Genomic DNA, 18563 nt, shown 5'->3' with positions numbered 1-18563 from the left:
GGGGTGAGGGTGGGTCAGCCGACGACCGGGGAGACGGCGACGCAGCCGCCCGCCATCGCCTTCTCGCCCTCGGCCTCCTTGATGACCTTGCCCTGGTAGATGACCTTGCAGGTGAGGCCGGCGGGGTCGAGCGAGATCGGCATGACGGCCGGCGGCATGATGCCGTGCAGCTTCACCGTCTTCTTCCACGGCGTGGCCGGCTTCTTCTCCGACTCGACCTTCGGCGCCATGGCGGTGCCGTCACCGGCGTGGTAGTCGATGGATTCGATGCCCTTGCCGCTGACCTCGTACGTGACCTCGTAGGACTCGGTGACGGTCTTGTCGACCTGGTCGACGGCCTTCTCGGCCGCCTCCGAGCAGGCGCCGAGGCCGAGGGCGAGCCCTGCGACGGCGAGGGCCGAGACGGCGGTGCGGACGGTGCGCTTCATGACGGGGTTCCCCTGGACAGGTCGTGCTGGTCTTCGGTCCCGCGCAGAGAATCGTAAAGGGAGAGTAAAGTCAAATCCCTTTACGGAGGTCGGAGGCGTTGTCAGTGGCGGCGTCTACGGTCGATGACATGAATGCCATGGGGGTGCGCTGGACGGCAGAACAGGTGCTGGCACTGGCTCCTGACGACGCCTCGCGCAGGGCGGGGAGCGAGCTGGGCACGGCCGGGACGTGGTCGGGCACGGGCCGCGGCGAGGGCGCGGTCTGGGGTCTGTGCGGGGGCGGGGGCGGCCGGTCGTACGAGACGGTCGTCGACCTCACGGGGCCCGCGTACGCCTGCGGTTGCCCCAGTCGCAAGTCCCCGTGCAAGCACGTGCTCGGACTGCTGCTGCTCCAGGCGTCCGACGGGCCGGCGTTCGCGGCCGGCGCCCCGCCGGAATGGGCGGAATCCTGGCTCACGAAGCACCGGGCCGACGCCGGGAGCGCGCCTGACCCGGCCGGGTTGGCCGGGTCAGCCGGACCGGCCGGGTCAGCCGGGTCAGCCGGGTCAGCCGGGTCAGCCGGGTTGGCCGGGAGTGGCGCTTCCAGGGCCACGGCCGACCCCGAGGCCGCGCGCCGCAGGGCCGAGCGCAGGGCGGCCAGGATCACCGCGGGCGCGCAGGAGCTGGAGCAGCGGCTCGCCGACCTGCTGCGCGGCGGCCTGGCCACGGCCGAGCAGACCGGGTACGGCCTGTGGGAGGAGACGGCGGCCCGCATGGTCGACGCCCAGGCGCCGGGCCTCGCGGGCCGGGTCCGGGAGCTGGGCGCGATACCGGGCTCGGGCCCCGGCTGGCCCGTGCGCCTTCTGGAGGAGTGCGCCCTGACCCACCTCCTCGACCGGGCCTGGCTCGCCGCCGACCGGCTGCCCGCCGACTTCGCCACGACCGTGCGGACCCGGGTCGGCCTGACCGCCCCGGCCGACGGCGTCCCGGTGCGCGACCACTGGCTCGTCCTCGCGCAGTACGACACGGCCGACGCCCGGCTGACCACCCGGCGCGCCTGGCTGTACGGCGCCACGACCGGACGCACGGCGCTCCTCCTCTCCTTCGGCGCGGCCGGCCGGGCCCCCGGCCCCGCGCTCCCCGTGGGCGCGGTCCTCGACGGCGAGCTGACCCCGCACACGGGCGCCGGGCGGCTGCGCGCGGAGCCGGGCGAGCACTTCGTCCCGGTCGACGCGCCCGCCTGCCCGCCACCGGGCGGACCGGTGGGCGAGGCCCTCGACGCCTACGGGCGGGCCCTGAGCGAGGACCCATGGCTGGAGTCCTGGCCCGTGACCCTGCGCCAGGTCGTCCCGGCGCGGGCGGAGTACGGCTGGCAGCTCGCCGACGCGGACGGCCGCGAGGCCCTGCCGCTCACGCCCGCCGCGCAGAACCGGCCCGGACTCTGGCGCCTCGTCGCCCTCTCCGGCGGCGCGCCCCTGACCGTCTTCGGCGAGTGCGGCCACCGGGGATTCACCCCGCTCACCGCCTGGTCGCCGGAGGAACCGGCCGAGACGGTCCCCCTCATATGACGGCCCACCACCTCCCCCGACCGTACGGAGGACCCCGATGACCACGCGCGCGACCACCCCGGCCCCGTACGACACAGGGACTGACGGACACGGTGAAGGCCACGGTGCCGGTGCCGGTACCGGTACCGATGCCCGTTCCGCCGACGACAGCGCTCGCGTCTGGGAGGAGCTCGTCACCTCCGCGCTGCTCGGCACGGACCGCCGCCCGCCGGCGGTCCTCGCCGGGGCGGCGCGGTTCTCGGAGGCCAAGGGGCACGGCCGGACCGGTGCGGACATGGCGGGCGCGCTGCTCGACGCCGCCGCGCTGCACACCGTACGACGCAGGGCGGGGCTGCGGCCCGGGCCCGCCGCGCCACCGCTCGAACCCGCGCCGGAGGACCCGCGCCGGCCGCTGCCCGCAGCGGCCCGGAGGCGGCTGGACCAGCTCCTCGCCGGGCGGGCCGCGCCGTCGCCCGCCGGAGGGAGGCGCGGGGCCGCTCCCGATCTCGCCGAACTGCTGCCCCAGTGGCTGACCCTCGCCGACGAGCGCGGGTACAAGGCACCGCCCGCCGCCCTGCCCGCCCTGCTCGACGCGGCCAGGGCCCGGACCGACCTGCGGCCCCAGGCCCTCCGCCTCGCCGGGCCGCGCGGCCTGTGGCTCGCCGGCCTCAACACCGAGTGGCGGTTCGCGCTGCGGGGCAGGGGCGCGGCCGGCCGGCTCCCGTCCCCCGGGGACACCGAGGGCGTCAGGGCGCTGTGGGAAGAGGGCCTGTTCGCCGAGCGGGTCGCCCTGCTCGCCGCCGTACGGACCGAGGACCCGGCGGCCGGTCTCGCCCTTCTGGCGTCCACCTGGTCGACCGAGCGGGCGGAGGACCGGCTGATGTTCCTGGACTCGCTGCGTACCGGACTGTCCGACGCGGACGAGGAGTTCCTGGAGGCGGCCCTCGCCGACCGCAGCCGCAACATCCGCGCCACCGCCGCCGAGCTGCTCTCCGCCCTGCCCGCCTCGGCGTTCGCGGGCCGGATGGCCGGCCGGGCCGCCACCTGCGTCGGCCTCGACCGGACGGCGGATTCGCCCACGATCTCCGTCGAGGCCCCGCACGAGTGCGACGCGGCGATGCAGCGGGACGGTGTCGTGCCGACGCCGCCGGCGGGCCGGGGCGAGCGTTCCTGGTGGCTGGGCCAGCTCGTCGAGGCCGCGCCCCTGTCCTGCTGGCCCGCCCGGTTCGGCGGGCGGACCCCGGAGAAGATCGTGGCCCTGCCGGTCGCCGACGACTGGCAGGGCGAACTGCACGCCGCCTGGTGCCGGGCGGCCGTACGGCAGCGGGACGCGTCCTGGTCGCGGGCGCTGCTCGGCGCCCCCGCCGTCCCGCCCGCGACGGGCCCGGGGACCTCGTCACTGGCCGAGCGCGCCCAGCTCCTGGCGACGCTCCCGGCGGACGAACGGGCCCGCTGGGTCGCCGCCTCCGTCGACGCCCACGGCCTGTCGGAGGCGTTCCAACTGCTCGGCGTCTGCGCCGTGCCGTGGGCCGAGCCGCTGGGCGCCGCGGTGATCGACGCCCTCGACATCGCGCGGGACGCGGGCAGTTACCCGTGGAGCTTCAGCGGGGTGATGGGCCTCGCGGAGCGTTGTCTCGCCCCGGAGGCGGCGCGGCAGCTGGACGCGCTGACGGCCCTGCCCGACGAGGGGGAGGACACCGCCCCCGGCGCGGGCGGCTACTGGTCCGAGGCCTTCCAGCGGCTGGTCTCCACGCTCCGGCTGCGCGCGGCCATGCGCGCCGAGCTCACGGAAAGCCCCACCTGACGGGTCGCCACACCACTGGTCGGCACACGGCGAAGGCCCTCCCCGGAGGGAGGGCCTTGGCAGACGACGTGTGGAACGCGGTCAGACCGCCACGCGGACGTTCGCGTTCACCCAGTCGACGATGGACGCGGTCGTCGCGCCCGGCGTGAAGATCTCCGCCACGCCCTTCTCCTTCAGCGGCGCGATGTCCGCGTCCGGGATGATGCCGCCGCCGAAGACCTTGATGTCCTCCGCGTCACGGTCCTTCAGCAGCTCCAGGACCTTCACGAAGAGCGTGTTGTGCGCGCCCGAGAGGATGGAGAGGCCGATCGCGTCGGCGTCCTCCTGGATCGCGGTGTCGACGATCTGCTCGGGCGTCTGGTGGAGACCGGTGTAGATGACCTCCATACCGGCATCGCGCAGTGCCCGCGCGATCACCTTGGCCCCGCGATCGTGGCCGTCGAGACCCGGCTTGGCGACCACCACGCGGATCGGACCGGTCACACCCATCACTGCCTCCACATGCGACCCCCGCGCCTGATTGCCGGGGAGGTGAACGAACGTTATCGCCAGCATCCCGCAAGCGGCCGTTTCACGGTGGCGAGCGAGGGGGAAATCACACGTGGGACATGTTCGCTCTGCGCCGTTCCCCGCTTCGGGCCCTCCTCCTGGGCCCACCAGCCGCAAGCGGGGCCCGGTCGCAGGGGAGCCGCGACGAGGTCGCCGTACCTCCGTACCGCCGTCCGTGCGGCGCGGGGGTGCGGCGCACCTCGGTACCGTCCGGCCCCCGCGTGCCGCTCGGGAGGTCGGCGATGGAGCTCTCCAAGGTCACCGCCCTGATGAAGGCCACCGCCTTGGAACTCGCGATCCTCACCGGGCATCTCGTCCTCTACCCCTCCGGGATCGTGGCCGAGCGCCTCTCCCGCACCACTCCCACCGCCGACCCGGCCACCGCCCCCACCGCCGACCCGGCCTCGGGCCCCGCGACCGCCCCCGCCACCTCCCCCGCCACGGGCACCGCCACCGATCCCGCCACCGGCTCCCGCGCGTCGATCACCCCGGGCATGCGCCCGGTCGTCCTCCTGCACGGTTTCGTCGACAACCGCTCCGTCTTCGTCCTGCTGCGCCGCGTCCTCGCCCGGCACGGCCGCGACCGCGTCGCGTCGCTCAACTACTCACCGCTCACCTGCGACCTGCGGAGCGCCGCAGAGCTGCTCGGGCAGCGGGTGGAGGAGATCCGCGTCCGCACGGGACACGCCGAGGTCGACATCGTCGGACACAGCCTCGGCGGGCTCATCGCCCGTTATTACGTACAGCGCCTTGGCGGTGACACCCGGGTGCGCACCCTGGTCATGCTCGGCACCCCGCACTCGGGCACGACCGTGGCCCCGCTCGCCGACGCGCATCCGCTGGTGCGGCAGATGCGCCCCGGTTCGGCGGTCCTGCGGGAGCTGGCCGGCCCGGCGCCCGGCTGCCGGACCCGGTTCGTCAGCTTCTGGAGCGATCTCGACCAGGTGATGGTGCCGGTCGAGACCGCGCGCCTCGACCACCCCGATCTCCTCGTGCACAACGTCCGCGTCAGCGGCATCGGCCATCTCGCGCTGCCCGTCCACCCGACGGTGGCCGCCGGAGTCCTGGACGCCCTGGACGCCGGCGGGCCGGTGACTCCGGCCGCTCAGGAAGGGGAGTCGGGCGCCGCCTCCGTCGCCTGACGTCTTCTCGCCACAGCCCGTTCTTCGAACGTTCCTCGAACACAAGGCCAAAGCTCTCTCCATGAGCTGGCAAAACACGGCCGATTGCCCGTTTCCTACGGGCTCAAACGCCTCCGAAGATTGTCGGTTGCGCATACCGCCGGGTACAGTCGCGCCACTGCTTCCCCCGGGACACCCCTCATCGGGCCCGCCCCGGACTGGTCCTGCTGCCGAGGCGAGAGAGACGTTGGTGAACGACCAGCACCCCCACGCCGGGTACGTCGGAGACGACGCCCTCACCACAGGCAGCTTCGCCGTCGACCCGCTGTTCGGCGCCTACCCCGCGGGGCAGGCCGACCACAGCGGCCAGTGGGATCTCGGCCAGTACGGGATGACCGGCCAGTACGACACCACAGGGCAGTACGGAACCACCGGTCAGTACGCCACCACCGGGCAGCAGCAGTACGACACGACGGGCCAGTGGGACACCACGGGCCAGTGGCAGGCCACCGACCAGTACGGCAGCGCCGCCACGCACACCCCGTACGACCCCGCCGGCCAGCAGTACGACGCCACCGGGCAGCAGCAGTACGACACCACCGGCCAGTGGGACGCCTCCGCCTGGACCGAAGCCCAGCAGACCGGCCAGTACGAGACGGCCCACGCCGGCGCGTACGCCGCGCAGGGGACGTTCAGCTACGAGACGTACGACGCCACCGGCCAGTGGGCGGCCCCCGCGTTCGCGACCGAGACCGGCGCCTACGACGCGACGGCCTGGAACCAGGCGGCCCCTGAGACCGAGCCGGTCGTCCCCCAGCAGTACAGCCCGCAGGCGGAGTACACCGCCGAGTTCGCGTTCGACTTCGCCCATGAGCCGGAAGCCGCAGCGGAAGCGCGGCCCGAGTACGCCTACGCCGACGACCTCGCGGACGCCCTCGACGACACCGTCCACGGCGACACCGTCCACCATGACGCGTTCCAGGAAGACACCTTCCAGGACGACACGTTCCACGACGACGCCTTCCACGGCGCCACCGAGAACTTCGCTGACGACGAGGAGCCGGCCGACGAGCCCGCCGCCGAGATCCGTACGGAGTCCCCGCTCGCGGGCCGCCCCGTGCGCCGCGGCTCGGGCAGCAGCCGAGGCCGCCGCCGTACGCCCGCCAAACGGTCCGCCCTGCTGACCGTCGCCGTCCCCTCGGCCTGCGTCATGGGCGTCGCCGGTATCGCCGCCGCCTCCGTCGGCGGGCTCACCGGCCCCACCACCGACGGCGGCAAGAAGGACACCACCGCCCTCGCCGCGGCCGACCCCGGCTCCGTCAAGCAGGTCGCCGCCAACAACGCGCTGGACACCCAGCTCGCCGCGCTCAGCGAGGACGCCCGCGACTTCGGCGACCGCGCGAGCCGCACCCAGGAGCGCATCGACCTCAAGGCCCGCCAGGCGGCCGACAAGAAGAAGCGCGAGGAGGAAGCGGCCCGCAAGGAGGCCCTCCGCCCCAAGTTCATGCTGCCGGTGGAGCTCCACCGGCTCAGCGCGCGCTTCGGCCAGTCCGGCGTCAACTGGATGTCCGTGCACACCGGCATCGACTTCCCCGTGCAGACCGGCACACCCGTGATGGCCGCCACGGACGGCACCGTCCGCACCCAGCTGAACAGCGCCTACGGCAACATGGTGATCGTGACCGCCCCCGACGGCACCGAGACCTGGTACTGCCACCTCAGCAGCGCCAAGATCCGCTACGGCCACGTCAAGGCCGGCGACGTCATCGCGTACTCCGGCGACACCGGCAACTCCACCGGCCCACACCTCCACTTCGAGGTCCGGCCGAACGGCGGCTACGCCATCGACCCGCTGGCCTGGCTGCGCAAGCACGGCCTCGACCCGACGAGCTGACCTCCACCCGCCTTCACCCACGTACGCGAAGGGCCCCGGCCGAAGCCGGGGCCCTCTCGTGTACGTACGCGCTACAGCTTCTCGACCGGCGCGTACCGCAGGAGCAGCCGCTTCGGCTTCTCGTCGCCGAAGTCGATCGTCGCCTGGGCGTCCGCGCCCATCCCCGTCACCGCCGTCACCGTGCCCAGACCGAACTGGTCGTGCGTGACGCGGTCCCCGATCTGGAGGGAGACCACCGGCTTCTCGCCGGTGCGCCGGGTGGCGAAGCCCGAGGGGCCGGAGCGCGCGCGGGAGGAGGAGAGCGCGGAGGTGATGCCCGAGGTCGGCCCGGCGGGCTTCGCCATCGGACCGGTCCGCTTCCACTCCAGATACGCGGGCGGGATCTCCTCGAGGAAGCGCGAGGCCGGGTTGTACGAGGGCTGGCCCCAGGCGCTGCGCATCGACGAGCGGGTGAGGTAGAGCCGCTCTCGGGCGCGCGTGATGCCGACGTACGCGAGGCGCCGCTCCTCCTCCAGCTCCTTCGCCTGGCCGAGGGCGCGCATGTGCGGGAACACGCCGTCCTCCATGCCGGTGAGGAACACGACCGGGAACTCGAGGCCCTTGGCGGTGTGCAGCGTCATCAGCGTGATGACGCCCCGGCCCTCCTCGTCCTCGTCCGGGATCTGGTCGGAGTCGGCGACGAGGGCGACCTTCTCCAGGAACTCGGCGAGGGTGGCGGGCTCCTCGCCGCGCTCCTGCTCGAACTCGAGGGCGACGGCGGCGAGTTCCTGGAGGTTCTCGATCCGGGTCTCGTCCTGCGGGTCGGTCGAGGCCTGGAGCTCGGCCAGGTAGCCCGTGCGCTCCAGGACGGCTTCCAGGACGACGGCGGGGCCGGCGCCGGACTCGACGATGGTGCGCAGCTCGTCCATCAGCGCGTTGAAGCGCTTCACGGCGTTCGCGGAGCGCGCGGCCATGCCGTACGCCTCGTCGACCCGCTTGAGGGCCTGCGGGAAGGTGATCTTCTCGCGCAGGGAGAGGGCGTCGATCATCGCCTCGGCGCGCTCGCCGATGCCCCGCTTGGGGACGTTGAGGATGCGGCGCATCGGGACGTTGTCCTCGGGGTTGGCGAGGACGCGGAGGTACGCGAGGACGTCCCGGACCTCCTTGCGCTCGTAGAAGCGCACACCGCCGACGACCTTGTAGGGCAGTCCGACGCGGATGAAGATCTCTTCGAAGACACGGGACTGGGCGTTGGTCCGGTAGAAGACGGCGACGTCGCCGGCCTTGGCCGCGCCGGTGTCCGTGAGCCGGTCGATCTCGTCGGCGACGAACTGGGCCTCGTCGTGCTCGGTGTCGGCGACGTAGCCGGTGATCTGGGCGCCCGCGCCCGCGTTCGTCCAGAGGTTCTTGGGACGGCGGGACTCGTTGCGCTCGATGACGGCGTTGGCGGCGGAGAGGATCGTCTGCGTGGAGCGGTAGTTCTGCTCCAGGAGGATCGTCGTCGCGTCCGGGTAGTCCTCCTCGAACTGGAGGATGTTGCGGATGGTCGCGCCGCGGAAGGCGTAGATCGACTGGTCGGCGTCGCCGACGACGCACAGCTCGGCCGGGCCGAGGTCCTCGTAGCCGGTGCCGACGAGTTCCCGTACGAGCGTGTACTGGGCGTGGTTGGTGTCCTGGTACTCGTCGACGAGGACGTGGCGGAAGCGGCGGCGGTAGTGCTCGGCGACGTCGGGGAACGCCTGGAGCAGGTGGACCGTCGTCATGATGATGTCGTCGAAGTCCAGGGCGTTGGCCTCGCGCAGCCGTGCCTGGTACATCCGGTAGGCCTCGGCGAGCGTCTTCTCGAAGCCGTCGACGGCCTGGTCGGCGAAGGACTCCTCGTCGATCAGCTCGTTCTTGAGGTTCGAGATCTTGGCGCTGAACGACTTCGGCGGGAACTTCTTCGGATCGAGGTCCAGGTCGCGGCAGACCAGCGACATCAGTCGCTTGGAGTCGGCGGCGTCGTAGATCGAGAAGGAGGAGGTGAAGCCGAGCCTCTTCGACTCGCGGCGCAGGATGCGCACGCACGCGCTGTGGAAGGTCATGACCCACATCGCGTTGGCCCGCGGGCCGACGAGCTGCTCGACGCGCTCCTTCATCTCGCCGGCGGCCTTGTTGGTGAAGGTGATCGCCAGTATCTGGCCGGGGTGGACGTGCCGCGTGCCCAGGAGGTGGGCGATGCGGTGGGTCAGCACCCGGGTCTTGCCGGAGCCGGCTCCGGCGACGATGAGCAGCGGGGTGTCGGTGTGGACGACGGCGGCGCGCTGCTCGGTGTTCAGCCCGTCCAGGAGCGCGGCGGGGTCCACGACGGGGCGCGCCGCGCCGTCGCGGTAGTACGGGTCCCGGGGCGGGGGCGCGTCGAAGTGCTCCCCGAAGAGGTCGTGCGGGACCTCCTCCGGGGCCGGGGCGCCGTGCTCGTGGTCCTCGGGCGGGGGCGGGGCCTCCCCCGAGGAGTTCTGGAGGCCGGCCAGGAAGCTGTCGTCAAAGAGGCTGCTCATCGCCTCCCGAGTCTAGGACGCCCCACCGACATCCGGGCCCGCCTTGGGGAAGGGCTTCGTCACGCTCCCCCGGGAACGCGTCACGCTCCCCGGGAACGGGTCACGTCCAGAGCGTCGCGATGAAGATGTTGGCCGTGGTCAGGGCGCCGACGGCGGCGAAGAGGCCCTTGTCGACCTTCTCCTCGTCCCGCTTGACGTAGACCAGGCCGAGGACGACGACGAGCACGGCCAGCTTGATGCCGACCTTGATGTTGTTCACGGTCTGGTCGTCGGCCTGGTTGAGGCCGACGAGCGCGACGCCCGTGATCAGCATGGTCAGCGCGCCGTGCAGCATCGCCGGAGTGAAGCGGGCCGTACCGGCGCCCATCGCCTTCATCTGGGTGAGGAAGCCGCCCAGGAGGGAGGCGATACCGATGATGTGCAGGGCGACGAAGACATTGATGAGTACGTCCATGGGCGGAGCCTAACCGGGGCGCTAACACCGCTCTCCGGCCGGGTCCACTCCCTCCGGCGCTTCGGTCGGACCTCTGCCGCAATGTCCCCCGGCCCGTCCCTCGGACGAAAGAGTTCGGTCCATGTCCATCACCTGAAGCCAATAGCGGTCAACTCACTGCCGGGGCGTGACCCCGAGGTTTAGCGTCCTCCAGCAGGTGGCCGGCTCCCACCACCGCCGGTCGCCCGGCGGCTGCCGGTCATCCCCGCCAGGAAAACCCGGCGGCGGTCCGTCTCCCCTGTGCGGCCCGCCGTCGGCCCGGCGGGCACCGTTCCCCCCGCAGGGAAGAGGATGTGACCCGCCCTCGTGGCAGCGCACCGAAAACCCAGGCAGTCCCCGCTCGGTGGTCAGGCGGTCCGCACCGCCGCCACCCTCGCCCTCGCCTCCGCGGCGACCGCGACGCTCTTCGAGGGGTCCGGGCACGCGGACCCGCGACTCACCACCGCCCAGGTGAAGGCGAAGGTCGACCGGCTCTACCAGGAGGCCGAGGTCGCGACGGAGAAGTACAACGGCGCGAAGGAGCGGGCCGACGCGGAGCGCGGGGCCTTCGACCGGCTGCGCGACGAGGCGGCCCGCAGGACCGAGCGGCTCAACACCGCGCGGGACGGGCTCGGGGCCATGGCCGCCGCGCAGTACCGCTCGGGCGGGCTCGCCCCCGCCGTACAGCTCGCCCTCACCTCCGATCCCGACGAGTACCTGGAGCGGGCCGCGCTCGCGGAGAAGGCCGGGGCCCGGCAGGCCGCGGCCGTCACCGCCGTACGGCGCGAGCTCGGCGCCCTCCGGCAACTGCGCGGCGAGGCCGCGGGACGCCTGACCACGCTGCGCGGGCACGAGGAGGAGCTGCGGCGGCAGAAGGCGGTCGTCATGGGCAAGCTGGAGGCGGCCCGGACCCTGCTCGCCCGGCTGACCGCGGAGGAACGCGCCCGGTACGACGCCGCCGTCGCGGCCCGCGAGAGCTCCCGCACCCCGGAAGGCGGCGGTACGAGCGGCGGTACGAGCGCGGGTGCAACGGGCACGACGAGTGGTACGGGCGGTACGGCCACCACGACCGGTGGAGCCGGCGGCTCGACCGCGGCACGCGCCGACCGCTCCTCGGGTGGTGAGCGCGGCACCGTGACCGCCCCGAACACCCGCGCCGCCGAGGCCATCTCCTTCGCCCGCGCCCAGCTCGGCAAGCCGTACGTGTGGGGCGCGACGGGCCCGTCCGCGTACGACTGCTCCGGGCTGACCCAGGCGGCCTGGCGCGCGGCCGGTGTCTCCCTGCCGCGCACGACGTACACCCAGATCAACGCCGGCCCGCGTGTCTCACGCTCCCAGCTCGCCCCCGGCGACCTGATCTTCTTCTACTCGGGCATCAGCCACGTCGGGCTCTACATCGGCGGCGGCCAGATGATCCACGCCCCCCGCCCCGGCGCCCCCGTGCGGATCGCCCCGATCGACGAGATGCCCTTCGCCGGAGCGACCCGGGTGGGGTGAGCCGGTCGAGGTGCCCCGAGCGTCCTGCCCCGAGCGTCGTGAGACGGGTGGGGTGAGACAGGTGGGGTGATCCGGGTGGGGTCGCTCAGACCAGGCGGCGGGCGGTGGCCCAGCGGGTCAGCTCGTGGCGGTTGGAGAGCTGGAGCTTCCGCAGCACCGCCGAGACGTGCGACTCGACCGTCTTCACCGAGATGTAGAGCTGCTTGGCGATCTCCTTGTACGCGTAGCCGCGGGCGATCAGCCGCAGCACCTCCCGCTCCCGCTGCGTGAGCCGGTCCAGGTCCTCGTCCACCGGCGGCGCGTCCGTCGAGGCGAAGGCGTCGAGGACGAACCCGGCGAGCCGGGGGGAGAAGACGGCGTCGCCCTCCTGGACCCGGAAGATCGAGTCGACCAGGTCGGTGCCGGTGATCGTCTTCGTGACGTAGCCGCGTGCGCCGCCCCGGATCACCCCGATCACGTCCTCCGCCGCGTCCGAGACGGACAACGCCAGGAAGCGGACCGGGTCCTCGGAGGCCACCATCAGGCTCGCGCAGCGGCGCAGCACCTCGACGCCGCCACCGCCCGGAAGGTGCACGTCGAGGAGGACGACCTCGGGTCGGGTCGCGGTGATGACCGTGACCGCCTGGTCGACGTCGGCGGCCTCGCCGACCACCTCGACCCCGGTGACCTCGGTCCGGCCGATCTCCGCCTGCACGCCCGTGCGGAACATGCGGTGGTCGTCGACGAGCACGACCCGCACCCGGCGTTCCGTGACCGGCTCCGTCTCCCCCGCCTCGGTCCCGGTCGCTGCCCCGGTCTCGTCGCTCATCCGTCCGCCCTCTCCATCTCAAGCTCCACTTCGGTGCCCCCGTCCGGCACGGACCGCAGCCGGGCCGACCCGCCGTTGCGCTGCATGCGGCCGATGATCGATTCTCGTACGCCCATCCGGTCCTCGGGCACCGCGTCCAGGTCGAAGCCCGGCCCCCGGTCCCGCACCGAGACGAAGACCGTGCGGCCCTCGACCTCGGCGTACACCTGCACCGCCCCGCCCTCGCCACCGTACTTGGCGGCGTTCACCATCGCCTCGCGCGCGGCCTGCATCTGTGCGGTCAGTTTCTCGTCGAGCGGGCAGTCGCCGACGACGACGACCTCCAGCGGGACGCCGTGCTTGTCCTCGACCTCGGCGGCGGCCTTCTTCACCGCCTCGGCGAGGGTCGCGGGCTCCTCCTCGTCCCGGCCGGTGCCCTCGGGCTTGTAGAGCCAGTTCCGCAGCTCCCGCTCCTGGGCACGGGCGAGACGGCGCACCTCCCCGGCGTCGTCGGCGTTGCGCTGGATCAGCGTGAGGGTGTGGAGCACGGAGTCGTGGACGTGGGCCGCGACCTCGGCGCGCTCCTGGGCGCGGATACGCATGGTCCGCTCCTCCGTGAGGTCCTGCGACATACGGACCAGCCAGGGGCCCGCGAGCAGCGCTATCCCCGTGAGGACCGCGACGGAGGCCGTAAGGGCCGTCCCGAGCTGGGCGACGGAGCCGCGGACCACCAGGAAGACCGCGAGGCCCGCGCCGACGAGGGCGACGCCGACGAGTCCGCGGACCAGCTGGAGGGTGCGTCTGCGCCGTCCCACGTCGGTCCAGCTGGCCCGGCGGGCGTTGTCCGCCTGACGCCAGACGAGGACGACGCCCACACCTATCAGGAGGACGGGCCAGACGTACCGCCCTGACTGGTTGGCGACGTCGACGTTCCCGACGAGGGCCGCGCCGCCGATCACCAGCGCGATCAGGGCGAAGACCTGTCCCCGGTCGGGCTTGCGCAGCCGGCGGCGGCCGTCCGCGGTGACCTCGAAGACGGGACGGGGAGCGGCCCGGCCGCCGACGCCGAGCGGGACGACGATCCAGAAGACCGCGTAGAGCAGGACGCCGAGACCGTCCGTGAAGAAGAGCACCGCGAACAGCGCGCGCACCCAGACGACCGGCAGTCCGAGGTGGCCCGCCAGGCCGCGTGCGACACCGCCGAGCCACCGCCCGTCGGCGCTCCGGTAGAGCCTGCGCACGGGTGGTTCGTCGGTCTCGGCGACACGAGCGGCTGCGGACATGCACCGATCGTCACACGTTCGGCCCGCCCCGGACATCAGGGTCGGCCCTGAGATCGTCCCTGGTAACGCCTCAGGGGTGGGGCCCCTCCGAATATCAGGGTCGGGCCAGGGTCGATCCCGGTGCCGCGCCGGGTCACGGGCCGTCACCATGGACGCATGACGAGTTCGAAGCCTTCGACCCACGAGGCCCCGCCGCCGGCGGAGGCCGATGCCTCGCTGCCTCTGCAGCGCTCGCGGAGCGGCAAGGTCGTGGGCGGAGTCTGCGGCGGTCTCGGCCGGCACTTCGACCTCGACCCGGTGATCTTCCGGATCACGGTCGGCGTGCTGTCCGTGACGGGCGGCGTCGGCCTGATCTTCTACGCCTTCGCGTGGCTGCTCGTGCCGCTCGCGGGCGAGGACGAGAACGAGGGACGCAGACTGCTGACCGGCCGGGTCACCGGAGCCTCTCTGTCGGCCGTGTTCATGGCGCTGATCGGCTGCGGGATCTTCCTCTCGATGCTGCGCAGCGGGTCGATGCTGGGCTTCACGATGCTGGTGTCGCTCGCGGTGTGCGGTGCGGCGGTCTGGTCGCGGCGCCGGGCGGTCGGCGGGGAGTCGGAGGGCCGGCCGGACACGGGGGCCGCCCAGGCGGTCTCCGAGGCACCGCCCGAGACCAAGGCCCCGCCGATCTACGAGTACCAGTCGTGGTGGAAGGACCCGATCGTCAAGGACGGGTCGACGGGCCGGGTGGCGCTCGGTTACCTCTGGGGACCGCACGGCATCGTCGACGAGGACGGCAAGGTCGGCGGCGAGGTGCCGAAGCCCGGAAGCCAGTGGGGGCCGGATCCCTCCCGTGTCGAGCGGCCGACGCCCTCCGTCCGGCGGAGTCCGCTCTCCATAGCCGGTCTCGTCCAGCTGCTCGCGATGCTCGCGGCCGGCCTGGGCACCGCCCTCACCTGGGAGTCCGAGCCGCTGAGCAGGAGCCTGGAGACGGGTCTCGTGGCCGCCCTCGCGGTGTTCGGGCTCGGCCTGGTCGTCAGCAGCTTCCTCGGCCGCACCGGGTTCGGGACCGTCATCCTCACCGTCGTCACGGCCTGTCTGCTCGCCGGGGCGGCGGCCCTGCCCGACCGGATCACCACGGACTGGGTCCGCGAGACGTGGAAGCCGGCCTCCGTCGCCGCGGTGCAGCCGCGCTACGAGCTGGGCACCGGCGCGGGTCTGCTCGACCTGTCGGCGCTGCCGGTCCCGGCGGGCACGACCGTCGCCACGCGGGCCGAGGTGGGCGCGGGGCAGCTCAAGGTGGTCGTCCCGAAGGACGTGGTGGTGAAGCTCCACGCGGAGGTGGGACTGGGCGACGTGCAGCTGCCGGGACAGCCCGCGGACGACATCGACATCGCCCCGGACCGTGTCGAGACCCGCACGATCGCCCCGCCGGCCGGGACCGTCCCGGCAGGCACGCTGGACCTCTCGCTGGAGGTCGGAATCGGACAGGTGGAGGTCACCCGTGCTGCTTCATGAGTTCCGCCCCGGCCGGCTGCTCGTCGGCCTCACCGCGCTCGCCCTGGCCGCCGTCTACGCGGGCGACGCCGCGGGCGCCTGGACGACCCCGTGGTACGGGGTGGTCCCGGTGCTCTGCGGTGGCCTCGCCACGGCGTCCCTCGTGACCTGGGTCGCCTATCGAATACGGCGCCGTCGATCGGCCAGGAACCTGTCCGCGGACAGCTCGGACGCCCCTGCCAGCAGTAGCGGGAGCCAGGCCATCAGATAGGCGAGATCGTTGCCGAGGTAGTACGGGCTCACCTGCCAGCTCACGGTCAGCCACAGGCTCAGGGAGATCAGCGCGCCGCCGAGCGCCGCCACGCGGGCGTAGAGACCGAGCAGGGTCCCGATCCCGACGGCGAGCTCTCCGAAGGCGATGGCGTACCCGAAGCCGGCGGGGTTCCTGAGAGCGAGGTCGACGAGGCCGGGGATCGCCGAGCTGTCCCGTACGGCGCGCATCATCTCGCCGACGGAGCCGCTGCCCTCGGCCGCGAAGAAGGCCGAGTCGGTGAGCTTGTCGAGCGCGGCGTAGACGAACGTGATCCCGAGGAAGAGCCGCAGCGGAAGGAGGGCGTAGCGGGAGGCGACGGCCTTCCACCGGACGAAGGCGGCCTCCCACCGGGCACGGCGGCCGGTTCCGCCGGTCCCGTCCGCGCCCGCGGCCCCGTCCGCGCCGCCGGCCCCGTCCGCGCCGCCGGTCCCGCGCGGGCCGCCGGGGGTGCTGGGGTCGCCGGTCGGCTCGTTCGTCCGGTCCGTTTGTCCCGTCATCGTCGGTCACCTCTCCACGCCCCGCACGACTGTTCGCGGAACGATTCTCCTCGGACCCGTGCACCAGGGACACGCGGAGGGGCCCGACGCTCAGTCGACGACGTCGATCGTGACCCTATTGGTCTCGACGCCCGCCGCCGTCACGACCGAGACCTCCACGCGGCCAGGCTCGACGTCCGCCGGGAGGGGGACGGTGAGGACGGCGTCCGTCGGGTTGGCGAAGCCTCCCGGGACGGGGACCAGGGGGACGTGGGCGTGGACGGGGCCGATGCGCACGACCAGCCGGGTCAGCGGGTCGGGGGCGGCGGCGCCCGGCGGGACGAAGCCGCAGCCGCGGATCTCGATGTCGTCGCCCGTGCGGATCGGGGCGTCGAGGTCGCCCGCCTCCCGGGAGCGGACGACGGAGTGGATGGTGGGGCGGACGCCCTCGGTGCACTTCGCGGCGAGGTGGAAGGCCGCCGAGACGGCGAGGAGCAGTACGAGCGACCACGGCACCTCGGGGAGCCGGCCGGGGTCGCGGGCGAGGCCGACGGCCGTCAGAGCCAGGACGGCACAGGAGACGAGGAGGTACTGGACGTCGGCGAGGCCGGCCCGGCCGCTGTCGTCGCAGAGCAGGTCGGCGGCGCGCGGGCGGTCGGCGCGGATCTTCTGGAGGCGGCGGGCCGCGATCCGGACGGAGACGACGAGGCGGGCGGTGACGGCGACCCCCGAGACGAGGGCGAAGACGGTGAGCAGGCCGGCGCCCCGGGACAGGCCGAAGGCGGCCGGGCCCGGTGACCGGAAGGCCAGGAAGAGGAGGGTGAAGGCGAGGAGGAGAAGCCAGGCGGCGGCGACGGCGCGGGTGGTGGAGAGCCGGTTGTCCTCGCCGATCAGCGGGGCGAGGAGACCACCGCGTGACCGGTGCGTGTGCGCGGCGGCGCTCAGCAGGACGGCGAGGACCAGCGCGGTGCACAGACCGGCCGTGCGGGCACCGGTCCAGCCGCTGCCGATCGCGGTGAGGGCCTGGCCGAGGAGGAGGGCGAGGACGGCACCCCACACGGCGCCGATGCCCCCGCTCCTCACCCGGTCGAGCCAGGCCACGCCGGCCTCGCGGCCGTGGGCGGCCACGGCGCGGGCGGACTGGGCCAGCTCGTCGGAGACCCACTGGCGGGCGGCGACCGGCGAGTGGGCGACGGCGGCGGGGACGCCGTGTCCGGCGGCCAGCTCGTCCCGCCGGGCGAGGAAGGCGGCGACCGCGCGTCGGTGTCCGGCCTTCCCGCAGTGGGCGCAGCCGGCGCAGGCCGTCGCGTGTTCGCCGTACTGTCTCGCCTCTTGAACCGCCACGGTGCTCACTTCCCGAGCTCACTTCACGACCCGTTCCGACGCGTTCCGGTGTTTCCGGTGCGATCCGATGCGTCCGAACGGTCAACCAGCCTTTGATTCCTCGGAATTGTGTCGTACCGGCGGCTCCCGGAGCTGCCGTGTGCGCCCCGCCGAAGAGTGATTGCCGCGCCATCTCATTGACGTACAGAAGGGTGAAGCGATGGTGTTACGACAGGAGTTCGGGCTCCGCGCGGCTGATCCTGCGCCAGAGCGGCTGGTAGTTGATCCAGCCGACGAGGTCGCTGCCCAGCTGTTCGCGGGTGGCGACGGCGTCCCGGTGGTCGATCGGCACCGGCTTCCCGGCCGCCCGCGCGGTCAGCTGGACCTGGGCGCAGCGCTCCATGGCGATGAACCACCAGGCGGCCGCGTCGACGGAGGTGCCGACGGTGAGCAGCCCGTGGTTGCGCAGCACGATCGCCTTGAACGAGCCGAGGGCGAGGGCGATCCGGCGGCCTTCCTCGGCGTCGACGGTGACTCCGGTGTACGCGTCGTAGAGGGCGTGGTCCTGGTAGAAGGCGCACGCCTCCTGGGTGAGGGGGTCGAGGAGTTCGCCGAGCGCGGCGAGCGCCCGCCCGTGGAGGGAGTGGGTGTGGGCGACGGCGACGACGTCGGGCCGGGCCCGGTGGACCTGGGAGTGGACGGCGAAGGCCGCCTGGTTGACGTGCTGGCCGCCCCGGACGACCTGCCCGTCGCCGTTGACGAGGACGAGGTCGCTCGCGGTGAGGTCCTCGAAGGGCGCCCCGAAGGGGTTCACCCAGTAGCAGTCGGGGAGCTCGGGGTCGCGGGCGCTGATGTGACCCGAGACGCCCTCCTCGTATCCGAGCCGTCCGAAGAGCCGGAGGGCACCCGCGAGCCGCTGTCTGCGATGGGTGCGCTCCTCCTCGGCCGTCGCGTGGACGGGGGGCATGGCGAAGTGGAGCCGTTCGACGGGGACGGGGTCCGGTATCACGCTCATGCGCCGGAAGGTAACGCCCGCCAGGGCAACTCACCAGAGCCCGGACACGACGAAGCCGCCGCCCCGCGCGGCGGGCGCGGGGC

15 protein-coding genes are annotated in these 18563 nt (G+C 73.2%); 6 read left to right on the top strand and 9 right to left on the bottom strand.

Annotation, left to right across the window (positions count from 1 at the left end):
* Nucleotides 1–14 precede the first annotated feature (14 nt).
* Complete coding sequence (locus tag ACWFR1_RS29500; RefSeq protein WP_453556482.1) at nucleotides 15–428, bottom strand: hypothetical protein; 414 nt, start codon at nucleotides 426–428, stop codon at nucleotides 15–17.
* Nucleotides 429–556: 128 nt separating this feature from the next.
* Here ACWFR1_RS29500 and ACWFR1_RS29495 point away from each other — a divergent pair, with 128 nt between their 5' ends.
* Nucleotides 557–1975, top strand: coding sequence for an SWIM zinc finger family protein (locus ACWFR1_RS29495; protein ID WP_453556479.1), 1419 nt, complete (start codon nucleotides 557–559; stop codon nucleotides 1973–1975).
* Nucleotides 1976–2012: 37 nt separating this feature from the next.
* Nucleotides 2013–3758 carry a DUF5691 domain-containing protein gene (locus ACWFR1_RS29490; RefSeq protein WP_453556476.1) on the top strand — a complete coding sequence of 582 codons (1746 nt, stop codon included), beginning with the start codon at nucleotides 2013–2015 and terminating at the stop codon, nucleotides 3756–3758.
* An 81-nt stretch (nucleotides 3759–3839) separates the two neighbouring features.
* Here the strand turns inward: ACWFR1_RS29490 and ACWFR1_RS29485 are convergent, their stop codons facing one another.
* Nucleotides 3840–4247, bottom strand: coding sequence for a cobalamin B12-binding domain-containing protein (locus ACWFR1_RS29485; protein WP_399224094.1), 408 nt, complete (start codon nucleotides 4245–4247; stop codon nucleotides 3840–3842).
* A gap of 302 nt (nucleotides 4248–4549) precedes the next feature.
* Between ACWFR1_RS29485 and ACWFR1_RS29480 the strand changes: the two genes are divergently transcribed.
* Together ACWFR1_RS29480 and ACWFR1_RS29475 are read left to right on the top strand one after the other, a co-directional pair.
* Complete coding sequence (locus ACWFR1_RS29480) at nucleotides 4550–5449, top strand: esterase/lipase family protein (protein WP_453556473.1); 900 nt, start codon at nucleotides 4550–4552, stop codon at nucleotides 5447–5449.
* A 229-nt stretch (nucleotides 5450–5678) separates the two neighbouring features.
* Nucleotides 5679–7322, top strand: coding sequence for a M23 family metallopeptidase (locus ACWFR1_RS29475; protein WP_453556470.1), 1644 nt, complete (start codon nucleotides 5679–5681; stop codon nucleotides 7320–7322).
* Nucleotides 7323–7393: 71 nt separating this feature from the next.
* Here ACWFR1_RS29475 and pcrA read toward each other — a convergent pair whose 3' ends face one another.
* Nucleotides 7394–9838 carry a DNA helicase PcrA gene (gene pcrA / locus ACWFR1_RS29470; RefSeq protein ID WP_453556468.1) on the bottom strand — a complete coding sequence of 815 codons (2445 nt, stop codon included), beginning with the start codon at nucleotides 9836–9838 and terminating at the stop codon, nucleotides 7394–7396.
* A gap of 100 nt (nucleotides 9839–9938) precedes the next feature.
* Nucleotides 9939–10292 (bottom strand): hypothetical protein, encoded by a 354-nt coding sequence (locus ACWFR1_RS29465; RefSeq protein ID WP_453556465.1) that lies wholly within the window; start codon nucleotides 10290–10292, stop codon nucleotides 9939–9941.
* A 345-nt stretch (nucleotides 10293–10637) separates the two neighbouring features.
* Between ACWFR1_RS29465 and ACWFR1_RS29460 the strand changes: the two genes are divergently transcribed.
* A complete protein-coding gene (locus ACWFR1_RS29460; protein ID WP_453556463.1) occupies nucleotides 10638–11807 on the top strand; it encodes an NlpC/P60 family protein in 1170 nt (389 codons plus the stop codon).
* An 85-nt stretch (nucleotides 11808–11892) separates the two neighbouring features.
* Here ACWFR1_RS29460 and ACWFR1_RS29455 read toward each other — a convergent pair whose 3' ends face one another.
* Nucleotides 11893–12615, bottom strand: coding sequence for a LuxR C-terminal-related transcriptional regulator (locus tag ACWFR1_RS29455; protein WP_453556460.1), 723 nt, complete (start codon nucleotides 12613–12615; stop codon nucleotides 11893–11895).
* Nucleotides 12612–13877, bottom strand: coding sequence for a PspC domain-containing protein (locus ACWFR1_RS29450; RefSeq protein WP_453556458.1), 1266 nt, complete (start codon nucleotides 13875–13877; stop codon nucleotides 12612–12614). The genes ACWFR1_RS29455 and ACWFR1_RS29450 overlap by 4 nt, the downstream gene beginning before the upstream one ends.
* 156 nt (nucleotides 13878–14033) lie before the next feature.
* Between ACWFR1_RS29450 and ACWFR1_RS29445 the strand changes: the two genes are divergently transcribed.
* Complete coding sequence (locus ACWFR1_RS29445; RefSeq protein WP_453556455.1) at nucleotides 14034–15374, top strand: PspC domain-containing protein; 1341 nt, start codon at nucleotides 14034–14036, stop codon at nucleotides 15372–15374.
* A 156-nt stretch (nucleotides 15375–15530) separates the two neighbouring features.
* Here the strand turns inward: ACWFR1_RS29445 and ACWFR1_RS29440 are convergent, their stop codons facing one another.
* The 3 genes from ACWFR1_RS29440 to ACWFR1_RS29430 all read right to left on the bottom strand — a co-directional run bounded on the left by ACWFR1_RS29440 (nucleotide 15531) and on the right by ACWFR1_RS29430 (nucleotide 18480).
* A complete protein-coding gene (locus ACWFR1_RS29440; protein WP_453556452.1) occupies nucleotides 15531–16163 on the bottom strand; it encodes a DoxX family protein in 633 nt (210 codons plus the stop codon).
* A gap of 90 nt (nucleotides 16164–16253) precedes the next feature.
* Nucleotides 16254–17486 (bottom strand): hypothetical protein, encoded by a 1233-nt coding sequence (locus ACWFR1_RS29435; protein ID WP_453556449.1) that lies wholly within the window; start codon nucleotides 17484–17486, stop codon nucleotides 16254–16256.
* 205 nt (nucleotides 17487–17691) lie between these two features.
* Nucleotides 17692–18480: a class II aldolase/adducin family protein gene (locus tag ACWFR1_RS29430; protein WP_453556446.1), complete on the bottom strand. Its 789-nt coding sequence runs from the start codon at nucleotides 18478–18480 to the stop codon at nucleotides 17692–17694.
* Nucleotides 18481–18563 lie beyond the last annotated feature (83 nt).

It is taken from the genome of Streptomyces sp. NPDC055103, assembly GCF_053607625.1.
Note: the sequence above shows the minus strand (reverse complement) of the source record. Positions and strands in the feature narration are given on the sequence as shown.

Excerpts from the sequence above, each read along its gene's own strand:
- ACWFR1_RS29500 (WP_453556482.1), bottom strand. The coding sequence starts at position 428 with ATGAAGCGCACCGTCCGCACCGCCGTCTCGGCCCTCGCCGTCGCAGGG.
- ACWFR1_RS29495 (WP_453556479.1), top strand. The coding sequence starts at position 557 with ATGAATGCCATGGGGGTGCGCTGGACGGCAGAACAGGTGCTGGCACTG.
- ACWFR1_RS29490 (WP_453556476.1), top strand. The coding sequence starts at position 2,013 with ATGACCACGCGCGCGACCACCCCGGCCCCGTACGACACAGGGACTGAC.
- ACWFR1_RS29485 (WP_399224094.1), bottom strand. The coding sequence starts at position 4,247 with ATGGGTGTGACCGGTCCGATCCGCGTGGTGGTCGCCAAGCCGGGTCTC.
- ACWFR1_RS29480 (WP_453556473.1), top strand. The coding sequence starts at position 4,550 with ATGGAGCTCTCCAAGGTCACCGCCCTGATGAAGGCCACCGCCTTGGAA.
- pcrA (WP_453556468.1), bottom strand. The coding sequence starts at position 9,838 with ATGAGCAGCCTCTTTGACGACAGCTTCCTGGCCGGCCTCCAGAACTCC.
- ACWFR1_RS29465 (WP_453556465.1), bottom strand. The coding sequence starts at position 10,292 with ATGGACGTACTCATCAATGTCTTCGTCGCCCTGCACATCATCGGTATC.
- ACWFR1_RS29455 (WP_453556460.1), bottom strand. The coding sequence starts at position 12,615 with ATGAGCGACGAGACCGGGGCAGCGACCGGGACCGAGGCGGGGGAGACG.
- ACWFR1_RS29450 (WP_453556458.1), bottom strand. The coding sequence starts at position 13,877 with ATGTCCGCAGCCGCTCGTGTCGCCGAGACCGACGAACCACCCGTGCGC.
- ACWFR1_RS29445 (WP_453556455.1), top strand. The coding sequence starts at position 14,034 with ATGACGAGTTCGAAGCCTTCGACCCACGAGGCCCCGCCGCCGGCGGAG.
- ACWFR1_RS29440 (WP_453556452.1), bottom strand. The coding sequence starts at position 16,163 with ATGACGGGACAAACGGACCGGACGAACGAGCCGACCGGCGACCCCAGC.
- ACWFR1_RS29430 (WP_453556446.1), bottom strand. The coding sequence starts at position 18,480 with ATGAGCGTGATACCGGACCCCGTCCCCGTCGAACGGCTCCACTTCGCC.